This window comes from Lactobacillus sp. B4005 (assembly GCF_026536045.1).
GTDB classification, from domain to species: Bacteria; Bacillota; Bacilli; order Lactobacillales; family Lactobacillaceae; genus Lactobacillus; species Lactobacillus panisapium.
Genome location: NZ_JAFNOZ010000004.1, coordinates 25891 through 52384, shown reverse-complemented (window position 1 = coordinate 52384; position 26494 = coordinate 25891). Strand labels below are relative to the sequence as shown.

At 38.8% G+C, this 26494-nt stretch carries 23 protein-coding genes; 22 read left to right on the top strand and 1 reads right to left on the bottom strand.

Features of this window, described 5'->3' with window-relative positions; translation table 11 throughout:
- Positions 1 to 110: 110 nt before the first annotated feature.
- From J3U73_RS08345 to J3U73_RS08315, 7 genes are all read left to right on the top strand, one after another.
- Positions 111 to 1016, top strand: coding sequence for a LysR family transcriptional regulator (locus J3U73_RS08345; RefSeq protein ID WP_220268567.1), 906 nt, complete (start codon positions 111 to 113; stop codon positions 1014 to 1016).
- 207 nt (positions 1017 to 1223) lie between these two features.
- A complete protein-coding gene (locus J3U73_RS08340) occupies positions 1224 to 2708 on the top strand; it encodes an FAD-dependent oxidoreductase (protein ID WP_267410139.1) in 1485 nt (494 codons plus the stop codon).
- 30 nt (positions 2709 to 2738) lie between these two features.
- Positions 2739 to 3956: an MFS transporter gene (locus tag J3U73_RS08335; RefSeq protein WP_220268565.1), complete on the top strand. Its 1218-nt coding sequence runs from the start codon at positions 2739 to 2741 to the stop codon at positions 3954 to 3956.
- 24 nt (positions 3957 to 3980) lie between these two features.
- Positions 3981 to 5846, top strand: coding sequence for an FAD-dependent oxidoreductase (locus J3U73_RS08330; protein WP_267393760.1), 1866 nt, complete (start codon positions 3981 to 3983; stop codon positions 5844 to 5846).
- Between the two features lie 66 nt (positions 5847 to 5912).
- Positions 5913 to 7358 carry an FAD-dependent oxidoreductase gene (locus J3U73_RS08325; protein WP_267410138.1) on the top strand — a complete coding sequence of 482 codons (1446 nt, stop codon included), beginning with the start codon at positions 5913 to 5915 and terminating at the stop codon, positions 7356 to 7358.
- 283 nt (positions 7359 to 7641) lie between these two features.
- Entirely contained in the window at positions 7642 to 7998 is a 357-nt protein-coding gene (locus J3U73_RS08320) for a type II toxin-antitoxin system RelE/ParE family toxin (protein WP_267393764.1), read from the top strand.
- On the top strand, positions 7988 to 8266 hold the full coding sequence (locus J3U73_RS08315) for a helix-turn-helix domain-containing protein (protein WP_164715410.1): 279 nt from the start codon (positions 7988 to 7990) through the stop codon (positions 8264 to 8266). Before J3U73_RS08320 ends, J3U73_RS08315 begins: the two co-directional genes overlap by 11 nt.
- Before the next feature lie 309 nt (positions 8267 to 8575).
- On the opposite strand, the gene J3U73_RS08310 is transcribed toward J3U73_RS08315, so the two are convergent.
- Positions 8576 to 9922, bottom strand: coding sequence for a threonine/serine ThrE exporter family protein (locus J3U73_RS08310; protein ID WP_267410137.1), 1347 nt, complete (start codon positions 9920 to 9922; stop codon positions 8576 to 8578).
- Positions 9923 to 10183: 261 nt separating this feature from the next.
- Here J3U73_RS08310 and J3U73_RS08305 point away from each other — a divergent pair, with 261 nt between their 5' ends.
- From J3U73_RS08305 to J3U73_RS08235, 15 genes are all read left to right on the top strand, one after another.
- Positions 10184 to 11425: a PTS sugar transporter subunit IIC gene (locus J3U73_RS08305; protein WP_267410136.1), complete on the top strand. Its 1242-nt coding sequence runs from the start codon at positions 10184 to 10186 to the stop codon at positions 11423 to 11425.
- A complete protein-coding gene (locus J3U73_RS08300; protein WP_267410135.1) occupies positions 11412 to 12575 on the top strand; it encodes a GNAT family N-acetyltransferase in 1164 nt (387 codons plus the stop codon). The genes J3U73_RS08305 and J3U73_RS08300 overlap by 14 nt, the downstream gene beginning before the upstream one ends.
- A gap of 202 nt (positions 12576 to 12777) precedes the next feature.
- Positions 12778 to 13230: a MarR family winged helix-turn-helix transcriptional regulator gene (locus J3U73_RS08295; protein ID WP_220220215.1), complete on the top strand. Its 453-nt coding sequence runs from the start codon at positions 12778 to 12780 to the stop codon at positions 13228 to 13230.
- Between the two features lie 48 nt (positions 13231 to 13278).
- A complete protein-coding gene (locus J3U73_RS08290) occupies positions 13279 to 14682 on the top strand; it encodes an MDR family MFS transporter (RefSeq protein ID WP_267410134.1) in 1404 nt (467 codons plus the stop codon).
- Between the two features lie 188 nt (positions 14683 to 14870).
- A complete protein-coding gene (locus J3U73_RS08285; protein WP_267410133.1) occupies positions 14871 to 15626 on the top strand; it encodes a DeoR/GlpR family DNA-binding transcription regulator in 756 nt (251 codons plus the stop codon).
- The gene (gene pfkB / locus J3U73_RS08280; RefSeq protein WP_103752969.1) at positions 15627 to 16541 is read left to right on the top strand and encodes a 1-phosphofructokinase; all 915 of its coding nucleotides are present in this window, start codon (positions 15627 to 15629) and stop codon (positions 16539 to 16541) included.
- 15 nt (positions 16542 to 16556) lie between these two features.
- Positions 16557 to 18518: a PTS fructose transporter subunit IIABC gene (locus tag J3U73_RS08275; protein ID WP_267410132.1), complete on the top strand. Its 1962-nt coding sequence runs from the start codon at positions 16557 to 16559 to the stop codon at positions 18516 to 18518.
- Positions 18519 to 18804: 286 nt separating this feature from the next.
- On the top strand, positions 18805 to 20496 hold the full coding sequence (locus J3U73_RS08270; RefSeq protein WP_416381500.1) for a LytS/YhcK type 5TM receptor domain-containing protein: 1692 nt from the start codon (positions 18805 to 18807) through the stop codon (positions 20494 to 20496).
- An 18-nt stretch (positions 20497 to 20514) separates the two neighbouring features.
- Positions 20515 to 21249: a LytTR family transcriptional regulator DNA-binding domain-containing protein gene (locus J3U73_RS08265; protein WP_267410130.1), complete on the top strand. Its 735-nt coding sequence runs from the start codon at positions 20515 to 20517 to the stop codon at positions 21247 to 21249.
- Between the two features lie 156 nt (positions 21250 to 21405).
- Positions 21406 to 21849, top strand: a complete 444-nt coding sequence (locus J3U73_RS08260) for a CidA/LrgA family protein (protein ID WP_220268555.1) — start codon at positions 21406 to 21408, stop codon at positions 21847 to 21849.
- Positions 21849 to 22574, top strand: coding sequence for an LrgB family protein (locus J3U73_RS08255; protein ID WP_220268554.1), 726 nt, complete (start codon positions 21849 to 21851; stop codon positions 22572 to 22574). Before J3U73_RS08260 ends, J3U73_RS08255 begins: the two co-directional genes overlap by 1 nt.
- Positions 22575 to 22850: 276 nt before the next feature.
- Positions 22851 to 23750, top strand: a complete 900-nt coding sequence (locus tag J3U73_RS08250) for a metal ABC transporter solute-binding protein, Zn/Mn family (protein ID WP_416381493.1) — start codon at positions 22851 to 22853, stop codon at positions 23748 to 23750.
- Between the two features lie 19 nt (positions 23751 to 23769).
- Entirely contained in the window at positions 23770 to 24912 is a 1143-nt protein-coding gene (locus tag J3U73_RS08245) for an SLAP domain-containing protein (RefSeq protein ID WP_267410129.1), read from the top strand.
- A gap of 53 nt (positions 24913 to 24965) precedes the next feature.
- Positions 24966 to 25586, top strand: coding sequence for a metal ABC transporter ATP-binding protein (locus J3U73_RS08240; protein ID WP_267410191.1), 621 nt, complete (start codon positions 24966 to 24968; stop codon positions 25584 to 25586).
- Positions 25586 to 26383, top strand: a complete 798-nt coding sequence (locus tag J3U73_RS08235; protein WP_267393785.1) for a metal ABC transporter permease — start codon at positions 25586 to 25588, stop codon at positions 26381 to 26383. Before J3U73_RS08240 ends, J3U73_RS08235 begins: the two co-directional genes overlap by 1 nt.
- Positions 26384 to 26494 lie beyond the last annotated feature (111 nt).

The following is a 26494-nucleotide window of genomic DNA, read 5'->3' as shown; positions in this document are numbered from 1 at the left end:
CTTTTTTGTGTCCAATTGTTTTTTGAAAAAAATACTATTTATATATGTATCAGTAGTATAATTTGGGTAGATAAGTTAAAAAACAGAGGATAAATGAATAGGATAAGAAAATGAACTTTACCCAATTACGTTGCTTCATTAAAGCAGTTGACAACTCCAGTTTTACAATTGCTGCTGAGCGGTTGAATTTTTCCCAATCGGCTGTTTCTAAAAATATTAAGGATTTAGAAAATACAATCGGCGTTACCCTGATTAACCGGGCTCATCACCGCATTTCATTGACTAATGCCGGTAAATATTTTTACCGCGTGGCCCGAAATGTTGTTGATGATATGGATTACACGGTGGCTTATTTACAGAGCCAAAAGAATAACCCGGAGACGCTTTTGCGGATTGGTGTCTGTGATACGCCATTAGAACAAAAAATTTTACCCATTTTCTTGCGTAAATTGCGTAAGTCCGGCAGTAATCTAAACGTGCAATTTGTTTTTGTACTTAATAACTCAATTGGTGAATTATTGAATCATCACGTGGATTTGTGTGCTATTGCGCGTGATGATGTTGATATAGTTGCAGATGTTAAATTTAAACCTTTAATTCAAGGCCAATTTGTTTTGGCATGCCCGAAAGATTCACCGTTATCTGAAAAAAAATTAATTACTTTAAAAGATCTAAAGAATACCAATATTTTTTTATTAGATCCTAATAGTTCCTTAAATGTTCAAATGAGATATCAGGATATCCTTATCAAGAATATGGGAATGGATCATATTAAATTTGTTCAAGATTTTTTGGCAATGGATATTTACGTCAAGGCAGGCTGGGGATATGGAGTATTGCCTAATTTTATAGTTGATGGTAGCGCTAAAGATATTTCTTACATTCCAATTGATTACCATGATATTTCTCCTTATGGGATTGCTTATATGGCATCGTTTACAAATGAGTCAATATTAAAGCAAGTAGTTAAAATTTTAAGAGAAACAATTACTGAATTTTTACCTAGAGGAAAATAATTACATACAAATAGTGTTATTTAAGCAGTTCTTGCAATATGGATCTTTTGTTGCCATTGCAAGTATTTTTTTAGAAGCGAACCATGAGATCGATGTTCTCTATTCCATTTAGTAATCTTGAATTCTAATATTAGTGCAGAAATCCATTAGATAAATAGTATTATGAAAGCGATTAAAGGATTTGCATTAAGAAGTGAGGGATAAAAAATGGAAAATACTTATGATGTTATTATCGCTGGCGCAAGTAACGCTGGTGGTATGGCAGCTTGTGCAGCTGCTGAAAAAGGAGCTAAAGTTCTTTTGATTGATAAGCAAGGAAGCTCACAATTTCTTTACCGTTCTTTCTTTGCAGCACTTGATAGTAATGCTCAAAGAAGAGCCGGAATCAAAGTAGACAAAGCTAAGTTGATGAACTTCTTAACTTTATTCTTCCAAGACAATGTTGATGAACGACTTTTATGGACTTGGGCTAACCACGCTGATGAAACAGCTAACTGGCTTGAAGACAATATCTTAAAGCCAAATGGCGGAGTTTTAAGACCACAAAAAGATGCTTACTATGAATCAATTGTTAACACTGCCTTTAATACTGAACTAGCAATTGCCACCCCAGAAAACGGCTGGGCTCATTATGGTGATTGGATGATCGATAAGGTTAAGGAACTTGGCGTAACACTTAAATATAATACCAAGCTAGAAGAATTAATTACCGATGATAGTGGTGCTGTAACTGGCGTCATTACTAGTGACCGTGATTCAGGCGCAAAGACTGAATATCATGCAAATAAAGGTGTCATCATTTGTACCGGTGGTTATGGTGCTAACGTCGAATTGATGAAGAAGTGGGATCCACTTGGCTATAAGAAGAACGTTTATTCAGATGGCCCTCGGGATGATGGTTCAGGTATTCTAGCTGGTCTAAAAGTTGGGGCAGCAAGGGATGAAGAACCAGCAGAAATCATCTTTGATCGTGGTGCCGTTCCTGTTGGAACGAAGGCTGAAGATCATTATGAGATTGACTTTAAGGGTCCTGGCTATTTCTGGATGGGTGCTTATCCATTGCTTAAAGTCAACCTGAAGGGTGAGCGCTTTGGCAATGAAAGTGTTCCTTACCAATTTGATATCAACGCAATGGCTAAACAACCTGGTTACTTAGAAGCCCAAATTTGGTCAGAAGATACAATGGATCACTTAGGCCAATTTAGAACTCAAGGTTGTTCACGGCTGGGCTGGCCAGGTATTTACAATACTGAAGAAAATAAGGCTGAAATTCAACGTCGAATTGATGACGATATGGTGCAAAAAGCCGATACGCTTGAAGAATTGGCTGAAAAATTGCAATTACCAGCAGATAAGTTGGTCAGCACGGTTAAACGCTATAACGAAATGTGTGCAAACGGTGATGATACCGACTTTGGTAAAGAAGAATTCAGACTATTCCCAGTTGATAAAGCACCTTACTATGGTGTCATTATGGGCGGGCGTCTTCTTGCAACACTTGATGGTCTGCGGATTAATACCAAAATGGAAGTTATTGATAAAAATGGTGACCCGATTCCACATCTTTATGCTGCTGGTAATGCAAGTGGTGGTTTCTTCTGGGGCAGCTATCCAGACAGAGTTCCAGGTTTAACTTGCAGTCACGCTCAGACCTTCGGTCGTTTAGCAGGTCAATACGCTGCGGAAAATTAGTTTTTATATTACAAAAGGAGATTAAGAATCATGGAAGAAAAACAATTACCTAAGCTTTCTAGCTACCGATGGGTAATTTTGGCAATTATATCTTTAATGGATGCTACTAGTAGTTATATTCAATATCAAATTTCTGCCTTGGCTACTCAGGTTATGCCGGCTTTGCATATTGCACCAGCTCAATTCCAAAGTCTGTTAATGGCACCGATGTTTGTTGCAGTTTTCCTTAGCATTCCTGCTGGATCATTGGGTGATAGATATGGCACTAAGAAAATTGTTACTTTTGGTTGTTTTGTTTCAATTATTGGTGCTTATGGTCGTTTAATAGCTACTAATTTTGCTACGATGATGATTATGCTGCTACTTTTTGGAGTTTACATGGCACTTTTAAGTGCCAATGCATTAAAAATTTTTGGTACGTGGTTTAAACAAGATACTAAGCTAGCTATGGGTGTATTCTTCGCATCAGCTAGTATCGGTATTATGCTAACGCAATTAACTTCTCATATGTTTCCCAGTGTTAAAGCAGCATATATTTTCTCATCTTCTCTGTTATTGGTATTAACAATTTGCTGGATTTTCTTTGTTAAGGAAAATCCGGATGGTGAAAAAGTACCGCCAGAAAAGGTTCAGCAAGGTAAACCTGAATCAGCAATGAAATATTTTAAGGTTGTAGCTCATAGTAAGAAAACTTGGTTAGTTGGTCTTGCTGGTGGGCTGGGTGTTGCCGCCAGTGAAAGTTTTTCTGGCATTTTACCACAAGCTTTTGCTGCTCGTGGTATGGCACCTGCGGCTGGTAGTATGATAGCAGCTATTGCTACTATCGGTAGCTTGTGTGGTTCACTATTTGGGCCAGGACTTATCAACAAAGCTAAGAAAGCTAAGCCCTTAATGATTGTGCTCACTCTCATCGGTGGTATTTTAATGGCACTCACTTGGTTTATACCTTTAGGTTGGCCACTAACTATTGCTCTAATTCTTGGAGGCTTATTTGGTGCTATGACAGGTCCAATTATGAATTCAATGCCTATTCAATTTCCTGAAGTTGGTCCTAAATATGCAGGAAGTGCTGGGGGACTTGTAAGTACAGTTTCATTACTTCTCTCATCATGCCTTCCCACAGTAATTGGACTAATAGCAGGTAGAAATTATGAATTAACATTTATAATTCAAGGACTATTTTTTGCAATTACAGCTATTATAATTGCAATTTTACCAGATGCAAATGGTGGTCGTATTCGTGGGTAAATGTTGAATGAAAGGAATTTTATCATGGCAAAAAAGATTACCGATAAGCCGGGAAAATATACCGGTTCCGGTCAGGGCAAAGAGAGTCAAATCAACCTTGAAGTAGAGGTTGATGAAGACAAGATTGTTAGCGTTAAACCATTAGATCAGTATGCTCCTGATAGCCTTGCCGACAATGCTTTTCACAAGATGGCTCAAAAAATTGTTGACCATCAATCTGCCGACGTTGATGTCGTTTCCGGTGCCTCGGAAACTTCACGTGGCATTATTGAGGGCGTTAAAGAGGCCTTAAATAAGGCAGCAGTTGACTTTGCTGCTTTAAAAGAAAACAGTGCGCAAAGTCAGACAGAAACACAAGAAGTAATTGACGTTGATGTTGCTGTTGTTGGTGCTGGTGGTGCAGGCGCAGCTGCCGCTTTAGCAGCACGTCAGCACGGCGTTCGTGTTGCTTTAATTGAAAAAACAATTTCGCCACTTGGTGCTAGTACTTTTGCCGGTGGGATGTTTGCCGGCGATAGCCAACAACAAAAAGAGCAAAATGCAGTTGTATCAAAGAAGTGGCTCTATGATGAATATATGGATGCTTCACAAGGCTATATGAATTCAATTCTTGTTCGCCGCATCATTGATGAATCAGGCAAAACTGTCGACTGGCTGAATGAAAACGGCGCAATCATGAAATTGGTTGATGCCGGAACCGGTGGTAGTTTTGACCACATTGGTATGCCAGCTACTCTTCACGGCTATCAAGAAGGCGGAACTAAGGCTGTTACCAAGTTGATTGAGAAGTTTAAGTCAATTGGCGGGCAAATGTATTTTGGTTTTGCTGGGCAAAAGCTCTTGCAGGATGCTGATGGTAAAGTCATTGGTTTAATTGCACAGGGTGATGATAAAGAGCTTCATGTCAATGCTAAAAAAGTGATTATCGCTACAGGCGGTTTCGGCGGTAATCCGCAAATGCGTAAAGAATACTTGGGTGATGTTAGCACCCAAGGACAAGTTTTACAAAACACCGGTGATGGTCTAAACATGGCCTGGGATGCTGGTACTGCGCACCATATTAATGGCTCAACGCATTATTTCTGGCAAACTTTCAGTAATGAAGACATTGGTGCAATGGCAAAATTAGTTGGTCCTAACTGGATGCCAGTTAACGCTTTGGCCGATTTTCCAAACCTCCGGGTCAATAACCGTGGCCAACGTTATGCCAGTGAAACTCACGCTTTGGACTTTGCGGTTCATGGAGCTGAGCTGTCCGAGCAGCCCAAGCAGACTGAATATGTCATCTTTGATCAGGCAATGCTTGATAAGATTAAAGAAGGTGGCATGGTCGCAATTGAAGACCATTATGGCAAGTGGAAGAATAAGCGCCAGTTCTATATGGAATTCAATTTCCCAACTGACACTGAGGAAAGTATCAAGCACGAACATGAAAAGACGGACTTTACTTCATTGTTAAACAAGCTAAGTTCAACTGATGTTGTCTTTATTGGTGACACAATTGCAGAACTTGCAGAAAAAATGGGTGTCAATCCGGAGAATTTGCAAAAGTCCGTTGATCAATATAATGCTGCGAAGAAAAAGGGTGAAGATGAACTATTCTTCTCCGATACTAAGAGAATGATTCCTGTTGAAAACGGACCATTTTACGCAGTTAAGTATATTGCACGTAACCTTGGAACTCTCGGTGGTGCTACTATTGATGAAAAGATGCATGCTCTAGCACCAAGTGGCGAGCCTGTTCCTAATCTTTATGTAGCAGGTGCTGATGCTTCCGGAATGTATGGTAAGGCGTACGTTGATTTTGAAGGTGGAACTTTAGGTTTTGCTTACATTTCAGGACGCTTAGCCGGAATCGATGCAGCTGAAACTGCTAAAGAGGGTAAATAGTTTAAAAAAGCATGTACAGATTTGTTGAAAATTTGTATGTGCCTTTTTGGTCAAAGGAGAAAAATCATGGCTGAGAAGAAGTATGATGTTGTAATTGTTGGTGCAGGTCTTGCTGGCTTTGCTGCGGCTGCTGAAGCTGCTGATGATAACTTAAAAACTTTGCTTGTAGAAAAAGGCAAGACCACTGGTGGTACAGGAAACTATGTTGAGGGCGTGTTTGCAGCTGATTCTGAGTTGCAGAAAAAGGATCATGCCGTCATTGATAAGGAAGAATTGCTTAAGGAAGAGCTGACATATTCGCACTATAAAGCAGACGGAAAAATGTGGCAAAAATATATTGGTGAAGCTGGCAAAAATGTCTCCTGGCTTGAAGATCATGGCGTCAAATTTGCGATGGTTGCTGGGCTTGGTTCGGGCGCTAGAACATGGCATTTATTCAAAGGTAAGGGTCACGATGCAATTCATTCCGGTCTTGAGCCATATGCGAAGTCTAAGGGCATTGAAATTATTACTTTAACACGCGTAACTGATCTCAAGCAAAATGAGGATCAGACTTATAATGTGACCTTGACGAATGTTGAAAATGATAAGGATGAGATTGTAGTTGCTGATAACGTAGTTTTGGCAAGCGGCGGATATCTAAATAATTTGCATTTAATGGAGCACACGCCTCATCAAAATCCGGATAATGTAATTCCTGTCAACTCTGGTAAAAGTACCGGCGATGGCCTGTGTCTTGCCTGGAATCTTGGTGCTAAACAATTCTTTACCGGAATGTCAATGATGTTTGGTGGCCAATTAAAAGATGATTCGGTTCCTTCATTTAAACTATGGGGTACAGCCATTTGGAGTTCTGTCTGTGATCAACCACAAATGTGGGTTAATGAAATCGGTGAACGTTTTGTAGATGAAAGTGCAGCAGTCGTCAACTGGGCTAATGAAGGCAATTCGATGAATCGCCAAGAGCGTGTCTTTTGTATTTTCAGTCAGAAAATCTTAGATGACTTCACCGATAAGTCATATCCAAGATCAATGAAACCTTTTGTACCTGAAGACCGTTACCCAAGTCTGCGAGAAGACATTGAACAAGCTGAAAAAGATGGTCGCAAGTACTTGCATAAAGCTGCAACAATTGAAGAATTAGCTAAAGAGATTGATACCCCTAACTTACCAGCTTATGTGAAGCACTATAATGAAATGGCTGCTAATGGCGAGGATACCGATTTCCATAAGCCAGCCAAATACATGCTTCCAGTTGATGGGGATGGCCCATTTTATGCCATTGAACTGGGCGTTGGTGCCTATACAACTGGTGACGGCTTACGTGTAAATACCAATAATGAAGTTTTGAATACTAAGGGCAGACCAATTAGTGGCCTTTACGCAATTGGTAGTGATGGATCAGCCGTTTTGTACGGTGATACCTACGGCGTTAACGTTCCGGGTACTCATGCAGGTTATTGTATCTTTTCGGGCCGCAATGCGATTATAGCAATTGCCAATAAGCAGTAAAAAACATAACAGTTAGGCGGCTGATTATAAAAAATTTGACAACTATTTTTTACTAAATTTATCAAAGCATTGAATGCATGCGTTCAATGCTTTTTCTTTAGGTCTTAGTCATATTTGATTCCTAAGCTATAAATAAATGGAAAGTCAATATATACTATAAGAATAATTTCAGGGCATTATTGTGGCAGATCTTACTTTATTCAACGATTAGTGTTTTTGCAGCAGCGATTATAGTTGTAATACGGTAGCATATATGCTACCATAATGCTTGACGGAGGAGTACATGAAAGAAAAAGTTGTTTTTGAATACTATGACAAAGATGAGTTTCGTGTCTTTTGGCGTAAATTGCCCCATAAAGAAGCTGTAAAATTATTGGTTACAATTGAAAAAATTAGTAAGTTTGGCTTGCTAATAGCACAAGAACAACAGTGGATTAAAAAATTAGAATCAAACTTATTTGAAATTCGCTCACATTATGGAAATAATAGCGCAAGAGCTATTTATTTTCATAAAGAAGGAAATCATTATATTATTACTCATGGTTTTAAGAAAAAGAGCAATAAGACTCCGATGAGAGAAATAACTCATGCTAAAGCAATTAGAGCTAAATTTTTAAAGGATGATAGTAATGAAAAATGAAACTGAAAAAATGCTTGAAGAATTAACTAAAAATAATTCTCAATTAAAAGAATACGCTGATCAGTATGGTCGTCAGCTAGAGGCTGCTGTGGCGGTTACTGAATTGCGTAAAAATGCAAGAATTAGTCAACGAGATTTAGCAGAAAAGGCTGGTGTAAGCAAATCAACTATCACGCGAATTGAAAAAGGTAATATGAATCCTTCACTTAAGACATTGGACAAGCTGGGCGCAGCTGTAGGTAAACACCTTTCTATTTCTTATGACTAATACAGATATAGGTTTTAATTTTGTTTGTAAACTATAATTAGAGTTTAAACCAAAAACCATTTTTACTAAATTTATCAAAGAGGTCTGGGAAAAATTATCTTCTCCTGGACCATTAAAAAAACGTTGAACTTACTGGTTCAACGTTTTTTGTATATATTATCTCTTGGTCTTACTAGTATTTAATTACTAATCTTCAAATATAGCGAGAGGCCAAACACAATGTACAAAGTCATTCTACATGCCAGACTGCTTTAGTACTTAATTTTGTCTTTACTAATTTGCCTAGCAATAAGTACCGCTTGGTAGTGTTTAATCTGCATGACGCCATTTTGGATCAGTTAAAATCCGGGCAGTTAGAAGTCCAATCGGCAAAGCAGTGATAATCATCAACGCGTTCATTATCCAGTAAGCACCAATGTTAATGTTGGTTACACCGAAATTGAAAACAGCGCGATACATGTAAAGTCCAGGCACCATAATAACGATTGCCGGAACCGTGATTGCAATACGAGGGAACCCGACTTTATCACGAACAAAGCTGGCAACTAAGCCGGCCAACAGCGAGCCGATAAAAGCTGCAAGAGGAGCAGGAACATGGTTAAACTCAGCTAGTCCCAAGCGTAGAGTATTGGCAAAAGCTCCGATAAGTGCTGCCACTGTTGCCATTGATGGTTTGGCATTAAACATGATCGAGAAACCGTAGACACCGCCAAAGCTAGCGATTAGGCGCAAAACTGTTAGCATTACCGGATTTAGTGTGAGCTCAGGAATTGAGCCGGGCTTTAAGCTTAGGGTGGTTGCGACGCCCCAGCCAACCATTGTTGCAATCATAATGGTTAAAACCGCATAAGAAAGACGTTCAAGTCCTGAACGCATATCCAGCTTTGACATGTCGAGCCCAGAGGTAATAAATGGGAAGCCGGGAATAACGTAAAGCATTGAACCGATATAGCCGTACGCATGATGATAATTCCAACCTAAGAATTTTTCTCCCAGTCGGAAGCAAAAGAAGTAAATAGCACAAGAAATAGCTACACCAACAGCAATTTTGGCCACCAAAGTAACCTTGTGCTTTCCCATTACGCCACGGAAGTAATTTCCGATGGCAGCGCCAAAAAAGGTACAAATCATTTCTGGTAAACCGCCGCCTAATAAGAAAATAAAGCTGGCACAGGCAAGTCCCGCGCTCAGAGCAGCAATTGTTAACGAGTAGCTTTTGGTATGCTTTTCAATTTGATTAAGTTCCTGATGAACCGCACCAATTGTCCAGTATTCATTTTCTGTTTCAAAGCGGCGAACAAAATCTTCCATTTTATTCAACTTATTCATGTTAACGCCGGTAGTTGGCAGTGATAAAGTTTGTGAATAAGACTTATTATCGACATCGAAGCAAGTATAACTGATGGTTAATAAGCCAATATCAGCAGAACAAGTAATGTCTAACGCCCGCGCTATGGTATTCATTGAATCACGAACGCGCCAGGCCCCAGTTCCGCAACCTAAAAGCATAATACCAACGCGGCCAACTAGCGAGCTTTTTTCTACCAGAGTTGTGTCTTTAACGAGCGTGTCATCTGAGCTTTTAAAAAACTCTTTCCAATGAATTTTCATATGGTGATGCGATGAAATGTGATGTTGTGGTTCGTTTTCGTCCATTATCTAACATGATGCCTTTCTATAATTAAGTTGATAATATTTTAATTCTATCATAAATAAAAACATGAAAAATTAAGAAGCGAGTGTTTAAAGGAAACAGCTAATAATAAACAATAAAATAATGCCGAATTTTATTTATCGTACTGTCCAATTGATAAAAAAATAGTTATTGATATATACCAATCATTTTCTATTAGTCCAATGTTACTGTATGCGCTACACTAGATATGAAAAGGAAAGATAAAGATGGAGGAATTATGAATGAATAATTTTATGCAATGGATGCAAGATAAGCTTATTCCACCAATGGCGAAGGTTGGAAATAATAAATATTTGGTTGCTATTCGCGATGGTCTGGTCATTACTTTGCCTGCTGTAATTAGTGGGTCTGTTTTTTTGATTATCGGTAATATTCCAATTCCAGCTTGGGCAGCCTTGATCAAACCATATAGTTGGATGTTAACAGAGGCAGTAAATGCGTCTTTTGGAATTATTTCTTTACTCGCTACTATTGGAATTGCTTATCAATTAGCGAAGGCACTTAATATTGATTTGATTTCAAGCGTTGGTCTTTCAGTGATGGCGTTTATTTTAACTTCGTTTAATGGTAAGCATGTGTTAGATTACAATAATCTAGGCTCGGGCGGTATTTTTACTGCGATTTTGACTGCTTTTGTAGCCACATTTATTTTTTACTTCTTTATAAAGAAAAATATTGTTATTAAACTACCCACAGGAGTACCGATCGCGGTTTCAAATTCTTTTGTAGCTCTTTTACCCGGATTAGCTGTATTAGGACTATTTTGGTTAGTCAAAGTAGTTCTTAATATTGATATTAATCAAGTAGTTCAGGCAATTTTTCATCCTGTAGTTTTTGCACTGAATACATTACCGGGAATTTTAGTTTATACTTTACTTGTAAGTTTACTTTGGATTTGTGGGATTCATGGTGATATGACCTTAGAGGGAATATCAGACCCGATTTTTTTGCAGTACTTAACTGCTAACGCAACAGCATTTGCGCATCATCAGACCATACCATATGTTACTGCTTCGGGCTTTTCTAGTTTATTGGTAAATGTAGGAGGTACAGGTGCGACACTGACGCTTTGTGCATTGATGCTTTTCTCAAAAAGTAAAACTTATAAAGAGTTAGGTAGGTTAGCATTTCCGAGTTCTTTATTTGAAATAAATGAGCCTATAATATTTGGTTTTCCAATTGTTATGAATCCAATGATTATGATTCCTTTTGTTGCTATTCCGCTAGTTTTAGCTACATTATCATATTTATTTATTACAATCGGGTGGATATCTGCACCAGTCGCCATGGTTCCGTGGACTATGCCACCAGTTATTGGACCGATGATGGCTTGCGGTTGGGACTGGCGCGCTGGTGTCTGGTCAGCAATTGAATGTATTATAGCAGCAATAATGTACTATCCATTCTTTAAAGCCTGTGAAAAGCAAATGTTGGCAAAGGAACACTCAAATGAAGTTAAATAAAAACAAGGTTACATTAAATCAAATATCTTCACTGGTAGAATATGCTTTTTTGAAAAATTATGATGTTCAAAAAGATATTAATTTTAAAAGCAGATATAACCACAGTGATGACTATGGTGAATTTCATAATGGCAAGTTAGAAAGCTACGTAATGGTTAATTCTTTTAAAAGTCAAATTTTTAATCGAAAAGTAAAAATGGCAGGTGTCGGATATGTGGCATCATATCCTGAGAATCGCGGACATGGTGATATTTCCAAAATTATGAAAGAAATTTTACTGGATTTGCATAGTTCCGGTGTTGCATTTTCCAATTTAGCTCCATGGTCTGAAACATTTTATCGACAGTATGGCTACGAAAATACGATTTACCAAAAATCTTATGTTATTAACCCAGAAATGTTTAGGCACTATAAAGTACCAAAAAAGGGAAAAGTACTTCGGGGAAAATGGAATGATCGTGATTTACAAGAGCAAGTTCTTAACATGTACCGTGTTCAGCTTGATTCTGGGAATGAGCGAAATACGGTAATTAGGCAAAAATGGTGGTGGAATCGCTTGGATTCATATTATCCAGGGAGATTTATCGCAGTTTACGTCGATGAAAATAGTTGTTCGCAAGCATATATGTTTTACCGTATAATTAACAGCCAATTCTGTGCAGAAGAAATTTATTTCTCAAGTAAAGAAGGAGCATTGGCTTTACTCAATTTTATTGGTGGACATATTTCCACATGCACTAATTTTAAAATCATCGCTTCTGAGGAATCGATGATTGAAGACTATTTTCCAGAACAAAAGGATTTAAAAATTACTATTAGTCCTTATATGATGAGTAGAATTATTGATTTTGCTAAAATTGCTTCTTGCATAAATTTTGGGGGAGCTAATGAAGTAAATCTTGAGGTAAAAGATGATCAAATTTGTAATTGGAATAACGGCGTTTGGAAACTAACTCGTGATTCGGGGGAAATAAAGTGTACTAAAACGAAAGAGAAACCTAATTACTCTGGTACAATAACTAATTGGACTAAAGTTTTATTAGGGCATTTAACGTTAAACCAGGCTGTTAACCTAGAATTGATTGAAGCAAATAGTTCTAATATGATCGAGTTTGTTAAAGGTAAAGTTAGTTTTTATGATTATTTTTAATGCTTAAGAATAAAAATTCAATTTAGCTACGTATGCAATAGTACGTAGCTTTTTGATAATAATGGTCTAGAGCTGATTTATGAAACTTAGCAAAAGTGCATAAAAATATAGTTGTTTTTCAAAAATAATCAATTAAAAAAAATTACCATTTTAGAGATTATGTAGTATACTACATAATTAGCAACTAAGAAAGGAAAGGAAAATGTCTGATCACTTTTTAAACCAACTTGGTCCCAAAATTAAAATAGCCAATACCGTAATTGAAAAAGAGCTGAATAATCGGTTTGCAGAAATGTTTAAAAAATATTCTTTAACGGGTGCGCAAATCTCATTATTGGTATTTTTATATGATTCAAAGGGTAGGACGATTACCCAAAAAGAAATAGCGGATACTTTTGTCTTAAGCCACCCCACGATTCGTGGAATCGTTAAGCGTCTTGAAGACAATAATTTGATTGCTACTTCCCACTTAAAAAATGATCAACGGCAAATTGTTTTGACATTAAGTGCTAAAGGTTTTGCTTTGCTTGATGATAACATTACTGCAATTCATGAAATTATGGATAAGGTCAATAAGCGGATTGTTGCTGGTTTATCTGACGCAGACGTTAAGCAATTGGGACATATTTTAAATGTAATTATTGGTAATTTTTAATTTGTATTTTTACAAAAAGTGTAGCATGCTATCTAAAAGGAGAAAATAATGGAAAAAGAGGTAAAAAGCATTTCTGGTCATAAACGAGCAGTAATGATGACAGTACTGCTTTTTGGAGCGTTTGTTGCTTTATTAGCAGAAACTTTTTTAAATAATGCCCTGCCAACAATCATGAATTCATTTGGGGTAAGTCAAGCAACAGCACAATGGCTCACTACTGCATATTTACTTGTGGTCGGATTAATGATTCCAATCTCGGCGTGGATTTTTGCGTCTTTTAGCTTAAAGCAAAATTTCTTAACCATGATGGGAATCTTTTGTATCGGTTCGGTTATTTGTATTTTCGCCCCAAACTTTTATGTATTATTGACTGGACGAATTATTGAAGCCGTAGCTGCTGGAGGCTTAATGCCGTTTATTCAAAACGTAATTTTGCTGATGTTTCCACCGGAAAAGCGTGGGTTAGCGATGGGCATCACCGGCTTTGTCGTTGGCTTTGGCCCGGCGGTGGGACCGACAATTTCGGGTTTAATTTTAAAATATGCCGAATGGCAAATGTTGTTTGTTATTTTGAGCGTTACTAGTGCAATCGTGATGGCTTTTGGGCTTTTTACGATACAAAACATTACAACAGCGCACCTTGATTCAACTGATGGTATTTCGTTTTTAGAATCAATTCTGGGTTTTGGCCTGCTTCTATATGCTTTATCAGAAATTGGTAATACTGGTAAAATTACGCTGCCGTTAATCTTGGTGTTTGTCATTGGGATAGTCATTATTTGCCTATTTTGTCACCGGCAATTACACATAGCGGAGCCACTGCTTGATATTCGCGTTTTTAAAAATCGGCGTTTTAACTTGTGTACCTTGCTTAGCACCATCAGTAATATCGCAATGGTTGGAATTGAGTTGGTTTTACCTCTTTATCTTCAAACAACGCGTGCGGAAACCGCGTTAATTTCGGGACTAGTAATGATGCCCGGGGCACTAATTATGATAATTTGTAATCCGATTTCTGGTACTTTATATGATAAATACGGAATTAAACGGTTATCTTTATTCGGCTTTGTAATGCTATTATGCGGTACGTTACCAATGCTAATCTTTAATGCTCAAACGAGCCTGGTTTTAATTAGTTTGTGTTATGCAATGCGCATGATCGGTATTTCGTTTACCATGATGACAACTTTTACTGCTGGAATTAATGAAGTGCAAGCTGATTTAACGGCTCATGCCAATGCAGCTTCCTCAACAATTAGACAAATTGGGGGATCGCTTGGCACGGCTTTAGCAATGCTAGTTGTAACTTTGGGAGCAAAGAATATGGTTGGAACTAAGGCAGCGCAGCTGGCAAACGGCTATCATTTAGGCTTTATCTTAATGCTTATTTTTGCCATTATTGGCTTTTGCTGTTCATTCTTTTTACCGTCGGCTAAGGAAGAACATAAGTAAATTATAAAAAATCTGATAGTTAAGCTAAAAATGCTGAACGGTTGAAACCGCTACAGCATTTTTTCATTACAAGCGACTAAATTACTCATAATTGCTCACTTTTGCATGAAAATGAATTTTTTTGAGCAAAAATGATTGCTTTTAGCGAGAAACGCGCATAAAATTACCCAAGGAGGTGAAGGGAAAGTATGTTAACGCAAAAGCGCCGAAAATTAATCGAGAACTACATTAACCAACATGAATTATGTCGGGTCTGCGATCTTTCGGAACTGACGGCGACCTCAGAATCAACGATTCGTCGAGATTTGATTCAGCTCGAAAAAAAGGGTTTAGTCAAACGCGTTCATGGCGGAGCACAATCAGTGAAAAATTTTGCTCACGATGTTTCGCAGCATATTCGCTTCACAATGAATCACGATGATAAAGTTCGCATTGCCCGGTACGCGGTCAAACATTATGTGCACGAAAATGATTACCTATTTATCGATGCGGGAACAACCAGCTATGAAATGGTGCCGTTTCTCGCGGAAGTTCCGGGAGTCACAATTGTCACTAATGGGATTGAAACAGCGCTAAGTGCTGTTGGGCACGGCATTAGTACCATGCTTTTAGGCGGCAAGATCAAGGAGGATACTCACGCGGTTGTGGGCGAGTCCGCACTTCAGCAGCTGCAGAATATGAATTTTGCGGCTTGTTTTATCGGTACCAATGGGATTGATCGTCTAGGCAATCTAACCACACCGGATCCCGAAGAAGCGGCAATCAAGAAAATGGAAATTGCTCAGTCAGATCATACTTATGTTCTAACTGATGCTTCTAAAATTGGTGAACGCAATTTTGCCATTTTTGGCAATGCTAAAAATATTACCGTGATTACGACCGTGTTAAACACGCAACATAAAAATACTTTACCTGCTAAAGTAGATTTGAAGGAGGCCAAATAGATGATATATACGGTTACTGTTAACCCTGCTTTGGATTATGTCATCCAATTAGAAAAGGTGGAAAGCGGCAGTGTCAACCGTAGCAATAATTGTTCATTTTTAGCTGGAGGTAAGGGGATTAACGTCTCGCAAATTCTTAACCAGTTAAAAATTGATAATACTGCTTGGGGCTTTGTTGGTGGCTTTACTGGCAAAGAATTGGTCCGGCAATTAAATCAGCGCCGCATTGTCAATGACTTTGTCACTATTTCTGATGATACGCGGGTTAACGTTAAGGTACATGCCCAAGCTGAAACAGAAATTAATGCTGCTGGACCTAACATTACTGATCAGGAAATTACGGCTTTTAAGTCACGCTTAAGTGATTTACAAAAAGGCGACATTGTTGTCTTAAGTGGCTCTTTGGCACCTAGTCTTTCGGTTGATTTTTACCAAGAATTATTACCTGAAATTAAAAATGCGGGTGCGGAATTTGTAATTGACACAACTGGTCAGGCTCTACTTGATACGCTTAACTACAAGCCATTAGTAATCAAGCCAAATCACCATGAACTTGCCGATTTGTTTGACACGACTTTTTCATCTGATCAAGATATGCTTGAATGTGCTCATAAGTTACTCGACATGGGTGCACAAAATGTCATGGTTTCAATGGCTGGCAAGGGCGGCTACTTGATTACTCAAGATCACTTCTACCACGCCAAAGGTGCAGTTGGAACTGCTGTTAATTCCGTTGGTGCGGGTGATTCAATGATCGCGGGCTTTGTCGGAACTTACGTTAAAACTAAGGATCCGGTTGAAAGTTTCCGTATCGGAATGGCCTGTGGTGCTGCTACAGCCTTTACCAAGGATATTGCGGTCATGAGCCAGATAGAAGCTGTCTTACCACAAATTAACGTGGAAGAAATTTCGTAATGAAGGAGAATTCAAATGCAAATTAAAGATATTTTAGCTCCTGAATCGATGATTATGTCGCTTAAAGCGACAAACAAAGTAGATGCAATCAAGGAAATGGCTGATTTGGAAGTCAAGACCGGGATTGTTAATGATGAAGATGAATTCATCAAATCGATTTGGACACGTGAAAATGAATCAACAACTGGTATTGGCGATGGCATTGCAATGCCACACGCTCGTAACAAGGCAATTAATAAGGCCCGTGTTCTTTTTGCCAAAAGTGAACAAGGAATTGATTACAATTCACTTGATGGCCAACCAGTTTATTTGTTCTTTATGATTACCGCACCAGATGGTGCTGATAATACTCACTTGCAAGCTTTGGCTAAGCTATCAGGCTTATTGATTAACCCGGATTTGGTTGCAGCATTAAAGAATGCCCAATCACCTGAAGAAGTAATCAAGCTATTTGAAGATGCTGAACAAAAAAGCGATGCTGATAAAAAAGCCGAAAAAGAACAAGCTGCCAGTGCAAGTAATAGCGGTGATGCAGACAAGCCGTTAATTGTTGGGGTTACTGCATGTATTAATGGGATTGCCCACACTTATATGGCACAAGAAGCAATCATTAAGGCCGGTAAAGCACAAGGTGCTGATGTTCGAATTGAAACGAATGGTTCCGAAGGTGTTAAGGACAAGTTGACCGCAGACGAAATTAAGCGGGCAAAGGGTGTTATCATTGCCTCTGATAAGAAAGTCGACATGCCCCGTTTTGACGGTAAGCCATTGATTAGCCGACCTGTTGTTGACGGTATTAATAAACCTGACGAATTAGTTGAAACTATCCTTGATTCAAAGGCTAGTGTTTACCATTCCGATGGTCAGGCTGCACAAGAATCCGATGACTCTAAGAAGGGCTTCTGGGGTTCAATTTACCAAAACCTAATGAATGGTGTTTCTCACATGTTGCCGTTTGTTATCGGTGGTGGTATTTTAATGGCTATTTCCTTCATTGTGGAAAACTATGCTGGCGGACCAAAGTCACCTGCCTTCATTTTCCTCAACAATGCCGGAAATATGGCCTTTGCCTTCATGGTACCAATTCTTTCAGGTTACATTGCTGAATCAATCGGCGACTTACCTGCTTTGATGCCAGGTTTCGTCGGTGGTTTTATGGCCACTGTCTATAGCGGTGCCTATGGTGGTGCTTACGTAGCTAATGTCTTAACTAACGCTAAGTCACCAGCTGGTTTCCTTGGTGGTCTTGCATCAGGTTTCATTGCCGGTTACTTGGTAGTTAGCTTGAAGAAATTGTTTGCTAAGTTGCCAAAATCACTTGAGGGTATGAAGCCAATGCTTATTTACCCAATTCTGAGTTTGCTGCTGATTGCACTGATTATGTACTACATTGTTAACCCAATCTTCAGTACAATTAATTTTGCAATTACTAACTTCTTAAACCAAATGGGTACTGGTAACTTAGTTGTTTTGACCACCATCTTGGCTGCGATGATGTCAATCGATATGGGTGGACCTTTCAACAAGGCTGCTTATGTCTTTGCATCAGGTGCGTTTGCCAATGACCCTCATTCAACGGTTGCTGCCGTAATGATGGCTGCAGTTATGGTCGGCGGAATGGTACCACCATTTGCTACCGCAATTGCAACTACTTTCTTCAAGAACAAGTACACTGAAGATGAGCGCCGTGCCGGAATTACTAACTGGATTCTAGGTTTCTCATTCATTACCGAAGGTGCAATTCCATTTGCTGCCGCTGATGCCGGTCACGTCATCCCATCATGTATCATCGGTTCAGCAGTTGGTGGAGCTTTAGTTGGCTTCTGGCGCATCGGTGTTCCCGCACCTCACGGTGGTCTTTGGGTATCACCACTTGCTAACCACATTTTGCTCTACTTTGTAGCTACGATTGTTGGTTCCATTGTGGCCGGGGTGATCTTGGGCTTATGGAAAAAAGCAATTAAAACCGAAAATTAATTAATTTACCAATTCGTTTAAAAACGTCACTTTAATAGGTGGCGTTTTTTGCTAGCAAAATTAGTGCCATTAATTAACCGCCGCTTAATAAATAAAAGTGGTAATTTAACCCCGCATTTTTGCCATTTGACCTGTCAATTTTGGCAGTTGAATCCGATTTCTCTAAGTTAAACTAGATTATATGTAATACTAAAGTGTTAAAAAGGGGATAGTTCAATATATTAGTGAGACGGAGAATATCGTGTTTAATTTATTCATTTTGCTGGCGGAAAGACTAGGAATAATCATGATTCTTGCTTTCATGCTGGTTAATATGCGCTTTTTCAGAAACTTAATTGAAAAAAGAACACTAAAGTCGCAGATTTGGTTATTCGTAATTTTTTCCTTATTTGTTGTTATTGCCAACTTAACCGGAGTGGAAATTTCTAGCTCAAAAGAAATTGTTACGCCGCTAATAATTACTGGCTTGCCACAGACCGATTCGATTGCTAACACCCGAATGCTGGTTATTACCACTGCTAGCTTAACTGCAGGTCCCTATGTTGGCATGCTGGTGGGGCTTGTTGGCGGGTTGCACCGGGTTATCTTTGGTGGCTTTTCCGATTATTTTTACATTGCTAGTTCAGTTCTGATTGGCTATCTTATTGGGGTTCTGGGAGACAGGGTAAAAAAGAATAGTCTTTATCCGTCATCTTTTTGGGTTGCCGTTTTATCATTGTTCGCGGAACTGATCCAAATGGCCTTTATCTTTGCTTTTCACGGCTTTGGCCTAATTAAACTGATCTTTATTCCGATGATTTTGTTAAACACAATTGGTTCCAGCCTGTTTATTGAGATTTTAAAAACTTATTTATCAAATGAACGGCAACTGCGGGCAGTGCAGACAAAGGATGTTTTGGAATTAACCAATAAAACTCTGCCCTATTTTAGACACGGCTTGGATCTTAATTCGGCCGCTCATGTCTGTCACATTATCAAAAAATATACGAAGTTTGATGCCGTGGGTTTAACCGATAGAGTTAACGTCTTAGCCCATGTTGGTGCCGGCCAGGACCATCATATTGCTGGCGAACCAGTTATTACTGATATGTCAAAAACGGTAATTGCGACGGGCAAGGAAAAATTGGCTCATTCTAAAGAAGAAATTGGCTGCCCGCACAAAGGCTGTCCCTTAACATCGGCAATTGTGTGTCCTCTTCAAGTTAATAAGAAAACAATTGGTGCCTTAAAACTATATTTTTGTGAGGGAAGAGAGATGACCGTAGTTGAAGAAAATTTAGTGCGTGGTCTTGCCATGATTTTTTCCGGTCAATTGGCAATCGGAATTACCGAGCAGCAGACCGCGCTACTCAACGAAGCTGAAATTAGGGCTCTACAAGTTCAGATTAATCCCCATTTTTTCTTCAATGCGGTTAATACAATTGTTGCCTTAATGCGGGTCGACGTTGATCAGGCTCATGATGCTTTAATGGAATTAAGCACATTTTTTCGGTCTAGTTTAAAGAATGGCCAGGCTAAAGAGGTTACGCTTGAGCAGGAAAAGCAGCACGTAGAAGCATATACTAAAATAGAAAGCCTGCGCTTTCCTAATAAATTTACAGTTGATTACCAGATTGAAGTTCCAAATGAAACTTTGCTGCCGTCTTTTTGTCTCCAAATTTTTATTGAAAATGCGATTCGGCATGCTTTTAAAGGGCGTAAAACCGGTAATCAGATTACGGTCAATTTGAACAGAAAGGATGCAAATCTTGCAATCAGCGTTAGTGACAATGGTAGCGGAATTGATCCGCAGATTTTAAGCAGGCTAGGTCAAGAACCAATCAGCGAATCAAAGGGGAGTGGACTGGCACTTTATAATTTAAATAAGCGCTTAATCAATTTATACGGAACATCTAGTCAGTTAGAGGTGTCAACTGGTGCAAATGGCACAACATTTAAGACGACAATTCCGTTAAAGTTAGCCAAAAAAGTAAATTAATAAAGAGGGGAAACTAAGATGAAGATTTTAGTTGTTGATGATGAACCACTAGCAAGAAATGAATTAGCGTATTTAATTAAAAAAAGCCCGGCCATGCGGGGGCAGGCAATTAAACTTTATCAAGCTGAAGACATTAAAGAAGCGCAAGGAATTCTGTTAAAGCATCAGATCGACTTAATGTTTCTCGACATTTCGCTCAATGAGGAAAACGGTTTTGAACTAGCTGAAGAATTAAAGCAGCTTACTTATTCGCCTATCATCATTTTTGCAACTGCCTATGATGAGTATGCAGTTAAGGCCTTTGATGTTGGCGCATTGGATTATGTTTTAAAACCGTTTGAACAAAAGCGGATTGACCAGGCATTAGCCAAGGTGGTTAATATCTTAAATGTGCAGGTAACTAAGTCGGTTCAAGCTAAAACCGACCGTGAGGTTTTAAGCATCGAACTAGAAGACCGAAATGCCGTAATCAAAAAGCTAGATGTTATTTCCGCTAGAATTGATAATGGCGTTTTAACAATCGCAACTAATAAGCAAAAATACCAAACTAAAAAGACCTTAGCGTGGATTGCTAAGCGGCTGACGGATCCACGTTTTATGCAGGTTCACCGTAGTGCTGTAGTCAATATTGAAGATATTAAGGAAGTTCAGCCTTGGTTTAACCATACTTTGCTGTTAATTATGAGTAACGGTGATCGAATCCAAGTTGGCCGCTCTTACCGTAAAGATCTGAATGAGCGGCTGGGGATGTAAAAGGAAAAAATTAAAAAATAGGGCTTGTGAAAGTTGCTAGGTGCAGTTCACAAGTCTTTTTTTGCAGTTCGCCGTTAAATCGCTTTCAAGATAATATTTTTCCGTTAAGGTAGTTACTGAAGGCAATCAAAGATGTAATGAGAAAGGAAATGGCTTATGAAGAAGGGAAAAGCAGAAAAAACAAAGTCAGCGCCGATTTTGGTTCAGATGTTTATTTATGCTGCAATATTATTTGCATCCCAGATAATATCTGATTTAATGCCAAAATCATTTCCAGTGCCAACGCCAGTCATTGGGTTAGTTTTACTCTATCTCTTGCTAACCTTTCATCTTATTAAAGTTGAATGGGTTGACTCGTTTGGAAGTGCGTTGATTTCGCTGATTGGTTTTATGTTTGTTCCGTCAGGAATTTCACTAGCAGCTAATCTGAAGATAATGGAAACGCAAGGCGTGCAATTAGTGATTGTAATTATTGCTTCAACAATTATTCTGCTGGTTGTCGTTGCTTATACAACACGGTTTTTTAGCTGGGCTGTTCATAAGATTACTAGCAACCAAACTAGTATTGTTGATCATAAGAAAGTAGGAGGTGTTAAATAGTGAAGTATATTGCAAACCCATTATTTGGCGTTTTCTTATCATTGGTCCTTTTCTTGATTGGACAATGGCTATTCAAAAAAACCAAGGGATTTTTCCTCTTTCAGCCACTTTTTGTCAGCATGGTTTTGGGAATTGCCGTTTTGGTTATTCTGGGCAAGTATTTTAATGTCACGACTGCGACAGTTTATGCTAAAGCCTATAAACCAGGTGGCGACATCATTTTTTGGTTTATTACACCGGCCACAATTGCTTTCGCTGTACCATTGTATAAACGTAATGATGTTGTTAAGAAAAATTGGCTCGTCATTTTATTGGGCTTAATCGTTGGTACTTTTATTTCAATGGTATTAATTACTTTAGTGTCTAAGGCAGTTGGACTTGATAAGGTTGGTATTAGATCAATGCTCAGCCAATCCGCTACTACTGCTGTTGCAATGCCGCTCACTTCTTCAATCGGAGGCAATGCTTCAGTAACCGCCATGGCATGTATTATCAATGCGGTTGTAATTTATGCTCTTGGCAAACAATTAGTGGACTGGTTCAAACTAAACAGTGATCCGCTAGGAACAGGCTTAGGGCTAGGAACTGCAGGCCACACGGTTGGCTCTGCTTTTGCCTTGCAACTAGGATCAATTCAGGGAGCAATGGCGGCCGTCGCCGTTGTAGCAACTGCTTTAGTTGATAATTTGTTGGTTCCAATCTTTTCACATATGATTGGATTATAGATTTAGAATTAGAAGATTTGTTTATACGTTTACTTACACTAAAAGCGTGCGGGAATTTCTGCACGCTTTTTAGTTTGCTCTATTCACGTTATATAAATACCAGGCGGACAAAAAGACGCTTTTGCATTCAAAAAGTAATCAAATTGTAGCGTAATTGTTGTAATGCACTACTTTAATATTGGTCTCTGTTTAGTGTATAATGGTTATTAATTGTAAGTAACTTTTATTGCTGCGACGGTCCAATTTATGTTATTAAAAAAATAAAATAGAAAAGGAATGACAACAATAATGACATTTGCTAAATTAAGGAAAATTTTTACAGGTACGGCTTTAATTGGTCTGGTTCTCCTCTTACTCAGTGCTTGCACGCAGAAACCGCAAAAAAGTAGTAAAATTTCGATCATGACCACGACCAACGTTTATGCTGATATTGCTCAAAATGTGGTGGGAAAATATGGTACGGCACAGGCAATTATTAAAAACCCCAATTCTGATCCACACGACTTTGAGCCAACAACTAACGATGCCAAAGCATTATCAAATGCTGACATTGTTGTCGCTAACGGATTAGGTTATGATGGCTGGATGAATAAGCTTGCTTCTTCGGTTGATAAAGAACCGGTGCTTGTGGGTGAAGACCTAATGAATTTGAAAAAGGGCGCTAATCCGCACATCTGGTTTGATTTGACTATGCCAACAAAATATGTTAATTACTTAGTTAGAAAGCTCAGTAAAAAAGATCCACGTCATGCAAGCTATTACCGGGATAACGGGCAAAAGTATTTGCATAAAATAGCTCATATTCAAAAATCGGCTTCTCAAATAGATGGTAAAAATAGCAAGTCAGTTTATGTTAGTGAACCTGTGTTTGATTACGCGTTAGAAGCCGCTCACTTAAAAGTCGCCGATCAAGAATTTGAACAAGCAATTCAGAATAATACGGATCCTAGTCCTGCAACTGTCCGGGCAATGTCAGAGGGAATTAAGCAGCGCAAGATTGCTTTCTTTGTTGCTAATTCACAGACTTCTAGTTCAACTGTTAACAGTTTTATCAAGTTGGCTAAAGAGCAGGATATTCCTGTTCTCTATGTCCGGGAAACAATTCCTTCTAAGACAACTTACCTTGAATGGATGACTGAAAATTATCAAAAATTGGCTGCTGTAGCCAAAAAATAGTTATTACGAGGAAAGAAAAATGAGGAAAATAATTGCGGCTTTAGCTTTTGCTGCAGGAATAACAGTTCCAACTGTCACTGCAGTTGCAACTAAGCCAGTAGCAGTTCATGCCAGTTCAATTAATGATATGGCTAAGCAAAATAGTTACGGAGGCATAACTTACCTCAACCAAATGTTGCAGCAAAAGGGAATACCATTTAACGATTTTCAAGCCCAAAATAAAATTAATTATCGTAATGGTAAACCTGAAGGTGTTGTTATTCACGAGACAGCGACGCCTGGTGCTTCAGCCTATAATGAGGCAATTTATTTTAACCGCGAATGGATGAATATTTATTCGTATGTTCATGCTTTCGTTGACAAGACTGGCGTTATTCAAATGACGTCAACTGATTATGGCGTTTGGGGCGCTGGTCCGCAGGCTAATAACCGCTTTTTCCAAGTAGAATTATGTGAAGAAAATAATCTTTCTGACTTCGCCAAAAGTGTTAATAATGACGCAATTTACGTTGCACAAGTGATGCGTAAATATAACTTGGTACCAGATAATGCCGTCCATGATGGCAAGGGAACTGTTTGGTCTCACCGCGCGGTTTCTCAATTTTTGGGTGGAACTGACCATGGCGATCCTGATGGCTATTTTGCTAAATGGGGTTACTCGATGGACGACTTTTTTGACCTCATCAAGTACTATTATGATAATGGCTCAGCAGGTAGCGTAACTCCAGCTCCCACACCGGTTGCGCCGCAGCCAACTAAGCCTAAGCCAACTGCACCAACAGCTCCCACACTACCTAAGCCAGTTGGAACTAAATTGTTAATGCATAACGCTTTGATTTACGATCAAAGCGGTGTCAAAACTAAGCAGGCAACTAAGCAGGCTGGGACTAAGTTAACAGTTTATGGCACGAAAGTTATTAAAGGTAGAAAGTACTTGCAAGTTGGCACTAATCAGTATGTTGTCGCAACTAATGTTGACGGCAGCTTGAGGCTCTTAAAGCATAATGCTTATATCTATGACGAAGATGGTATCCGCATTGGCACGGATAAGTTATTGCGGGGCAATTATGTTAGAACTTATGGCGGGCGCGTCAAGATTCATGGGCGCAAGTACTATATTATCGATAATGGACAATTTGCTAAGGTTGGCAATTTTAAATAAAAAAGTTTCAGAGGTGCAATTTGTCTGATATTTTAACAGTTAATAATCTCTCTATGAGGTTTGACAAAAAGACCGTTTTTGAAAATTTGAATTTTAAACTAAAAAAAGGGTCGATGACTGCGCTCTTAGGTCCCAATGGTACTGGTAAGACAACGTTAATCAATGTCTTAATGAAAATGCTGGTACCGTCAAGCGGTTCATTTGAATTTGCAGATGGTGTTCGCTTAGGCTATGTTCCCCAGTTTCGTAATATTGATGCGGAATACCCGCTATCAATTGCCGCTTTTATTGGCTTAAATGCACCTTTAATTAAGACGGGCAAGGTAAAGAAAACTATTAAAGCCCAGCTGCAGGAAACAAACTTATATGATATTAGGAATACGCGGATGGGTGAAGCTTCAGGAGGGCAAAAGCAGCGTGCTTATCTAGCCCAAGCGCTTCTTGATAGTCCAAATGTAATTATTTTGGATGAGGCTACTGCCAGCTTAGACCCAGTGGCTAAGGATGAACTCATGCGGTTGATTAAGCACTTAAATGAAAAGCATAAAATAACGGTTTTATTTGTAACGCATGATATCCCATTGGCGGAAAAATATATGCAGGACTACCTGTATTTGAACCACCAAAAAATCGAGCAGGGAGAAATGGCGAGTTTCAAGGAGGCCTATGAATAATGTTTGCATATGACTTTATGCGCAATGCCTTCTTGGCTAGTACTTTTATTGCGATTACCTGTGGTACCGTAGGGGTTTATGTGGTTGCCCGCAACTTTAGCTTTTTAGCGCATACCTTATCAGAAATCGGCTTTGCCGGAGCAGCCTTTGCTGTCTGGTGCGGGATTGGACCGTTATGGGGCATGTTATTATTTACCCTTCTTGGATCAATCAGTGTTGGCGAATTATCGTTGCACAGTGAGCAAAAAGAATCGTCAATTAGTGCGATTTCTGCCTTGTTCACGGGGCTAGGGGTATTATTCTTGGCCATTTCCGGTGCTAATAGTAATTATGCTACTAATATTTTGTTTGGCAGCATAATCGGTGTTGATAAGCACGGCGTAGTTCAACTGGTTATTTTATCCATCATTGTGTTATTAATGATTTTCGGTATGCAAAAGCAGCTTAATTTTGATTCATTTGATCATATTGGCGCACTGGCGCATGGGGTTAAAACTGGCTGGGTTAGTCTGGTATTTTTAATTGCCTTAGCAATGTCTGTATCAATTGGTGCACAAATTGTTGGTTCATTATTAGTTTTTATTTTACTGACTTTGCCACCAGCTACGGCTAATTATCTGGGTAAGACGGTTGGCGCAATGATTGCCTGGTCTGTCTTCTTTGCTCTTGTTGGTGTTTGGCTAGGGTTATATCTTGGTTTTATTACCAATTTACCAGTTACCTTTTTCATTGCCGTAATTGAAGTTGTAATTTATCTTATTACTTACTTCATACATTTATTTAGACGTAGTCTATAAAATAGTTAAGAAGAAAATTTGCAAAAGCAGGTTTTCTTCTTTTGCTTGTGAAAAAATATACAGCAAGAGGCTTAACAGAATAACATTCTTTTTAAAAATTCACTAACTATT